Source organism: Aurantimonas marianensis, assembly GCF_024195285.1.
Lineage (GTDB): Bacteria > Pseudomonadota > Alphaproteobacteria > Rhizobiales > Rhizobiaceae > Aurantimonas > Aurantimonas marianensis.
The window spans coordinates 1-2,270 of sequence record NZ_JALHBS010000006.1 but is presented as its reverse complement, the minus strand read 5'-3'; the positions used below and the strand labels follow the sequence as shown (position 1 = coordinate 2,270).

3 protein-coding genes are annotated in these 2,270 nt (G+C 64.9%); 2 read left to right on the top strand and 1 reads right to left on the bottom strand.

The features are described 5' to 3' along the window. The coding region (locus MJ956_RS00825) for a DEAD/DEAH box helicase family protein (RefSeq protein ID WP_479768631.1) at positions 1-319 on the bottom strand (319 nt) is incomplete at its 3' end. 391 nt (positions 320-710) lie between these two features. Between MJ956_RS00825 and MJ956_RS00820 the strand changes: the two genes are divergently transcribed. Together MJ956_RS00820 and MJ956_RS00815 are read left to right on the top strand one after the other, a co-directional pair. Beyond that, positions 711-1,595, top strand: coding sequence for a DMT family transporter (locus tag MJ956_RS00820; protein WP_253962587.1), 885 nt, complete (start codon positions 711-713; stop codon positions 1,593-1,595). A 110-nt stretch (positions 1,596-1,705) separates the two neighbouring features. Continuing rightward, positions 1,706-2,270 (top strand): biotin carboxylase N-terminal domain-containing protein (locus MJ956_RS00815; RefSeq protein WP_279327032.1); only part of this gene is annotated, 565 nt, incomplete at its 3' end.

The following is a 2,270-nucleotide window of genomic DNA, read 5'->3' as shown; positions in this document are numbered from 1 at the left end:
CCTCGTCGATCGCAACGAACGCGGTATTCGGCGCGCGCGGCATCGCCTCGACCGTGCAGACGGAATAGCGCGCATTCGGCGGCTTGATCTTCTCCTCACCGGTAATCAGCGAGACCGCCGCCGGCCCCACCCGGTCGCAGACCTTCTGATAGACCTCGCGCGCCAGCAGCCGCAGCGGCAGGCCGATGGTTCCGGACGAATGAGCCACCATCCGCTCGATCGCCAGGAACGTCTTGCCGGTGTTGGTCGGCCCGAGCACGGCGGTGACATTGGTTCCGTCGAAGCGGATGGTTTCTTGAACGGGGGGGAATTGAGCCATGCGTATCGCTATGTGGGATCACGCATCGTTTGGAAAAGGTTTCGCATTGATTTGCAACGGCTTCGGCCTCGCGAGGCGGGCCGATGGACGCCTACGATGCCCTCGCGATCGGCAGGCGCGAAAAAAATTGGTCTGACTCGATTTTTTTCGGACCCTCTTTCGAGCCCCCGCATTATTCAGGCACCCCCAAGCGATCATCCCCCTCGATCGCGATATGCAGACGGAAAAAGGCAGCTCCCCCTCGCTGCCTTTTTTCGCGTCTGGCGGTGGGGATCGCGACACAGGCCGCGAAAAAATCCGGGCAATGCCGCGAAGGGGAGTGAATTCGGTTGCATCATAGGACGGGGTCGGCATAGCGACGGACTCCCGCCGCCCTCTCGGATCGTCAGTCATGCAAGCCGGAATTCTCCTGGCCTTCGCCGCCTATTTTTCCTTTGCGGGCGCCGACGCCAGCCTGAAGTGGATCGGCCCCGACCTGCCGATTTTCGAGATCGGCTTCTTCGTCTCGCTGTTCGCCCTGTTGCCGGCGCTGTTCACCAAGCGTCCGGAAGACAATTGGGGCAACGTCTTCGTGCCGAAGCGCCCGGGCCTGCTGGCGCTGCGGATGCTGAGCGGCACGCTTGGCGGCATCGGTGGGGTAATCGCCTTCACCACCCTGCCGCTGGCCGAAGCCTACGCGCTGATCTTTCTCCTGCCGATCTTCGTGACGGTGTTTTCCCGGGTGGTGCTGAAGGAGCCGGTCGGCTGGCGGCGCTGGCTCGCCGTCTTCGGCGGCCTCATCGGGGTTCTGCTCGTCGTCAGGCCCGGTTTCCGGGAAATCCTGCCGGGCCATTTCGCCGCCATCCTCGTCGCGATCTGCGGCGCGGCGACCGTCATCATCCTGCGTGTCCTCGGCCCCTCCGAACGGCGGATCACACTGATCGGCGCCGTTCTCGTCGCCGGGATCGTCGTCAATGGCATATTGATGATCCCGACCTACGAAACGCCTGGGCGCGAATTATGGCCGGTGCTCCTGCTCGGCGGCGTGTTCGCCGGCATGGGCCACCTGCTGATCGTCTTCGCGACGCGGCTCGCGCCCGCAGCCAGGGTGGCCCCCACCCAATACAGCCAGATCGTCTGGGCTGCCGTCATCGGCGCCACCTTCTTCGGCGAATATCCGGACGGGCTCGCCATGGTCGGCATGGCGCTGGTCGGGGTATCCGGCCTGTTCACCCTGGTGCGCGAGGAGCAGCGTTTCGGCTGGCCAAGCCGGATTCCGCTGATTCGCAACCGCTGACGCGCGGTCGCGTTGCCTTTCGCACTTGCGAAAAGCGCTGCGGCGCCGCAATCTTGAGCGGTCACCGAAAGCGACTATAAGTCGTGCGACTTGAGTAGGGGGAACAGTCCTTGGCCATCCGCAAGATCCTTGTCGCCAACCGATCCGAAATCGCCATCCGCGTCTTTCGCGCCGCCAACGAACTCGGCCTGAAGACCGTGGCGATCTGGGCGGAGGAGGACAAGCTGGCGCTCCACCGCTTCAAGGCGGACGAGAGCTACCAGGTCGGCCGCGGCCCGCATCTGAGCAAGGACCTCGGTCCGATCGAGAGCTATCTGTCGATCGAGGAAGTGATCCGCGTCGCCAGGCTGTCCGGCGCCGACGCCATCCATCCGGGCTACGGGCTCTTGTCGGAAAGTCCGGAATTCGTCGACGCCTGCCACGAGGCGGGCATCGTCTTCATCGGCCCCACCGCCGAAACCATGCGACGGCTCGGCAACAAGGTCGCGGCGCGCAATCTGGCGGTCGAGGTCGGCGTGCCCGTCGTGCCGGCGACCCAGCCGCTGCCCGACGACATGGCAAAAGTCCGCGAGATGGCCGCCGAAATCGGCTATCCGGTGATGCTCAAGGCGTCCTGGGGCGGCGGCGGGCGCGGCATGCGCGCGATCCGCGCCGAAAAGGATCTCGAGCGCGAGG

What these genes read in the sequence shown, in the direction of transcription:
- MJ956_RS00820 (WP_253962587.1), top strand. Translation starts at nt 711, where the DNA reads ATGCAAGCCGGAATTCTCCTGGCCTTCGCCGCCTATTTTTCCTTTGCG.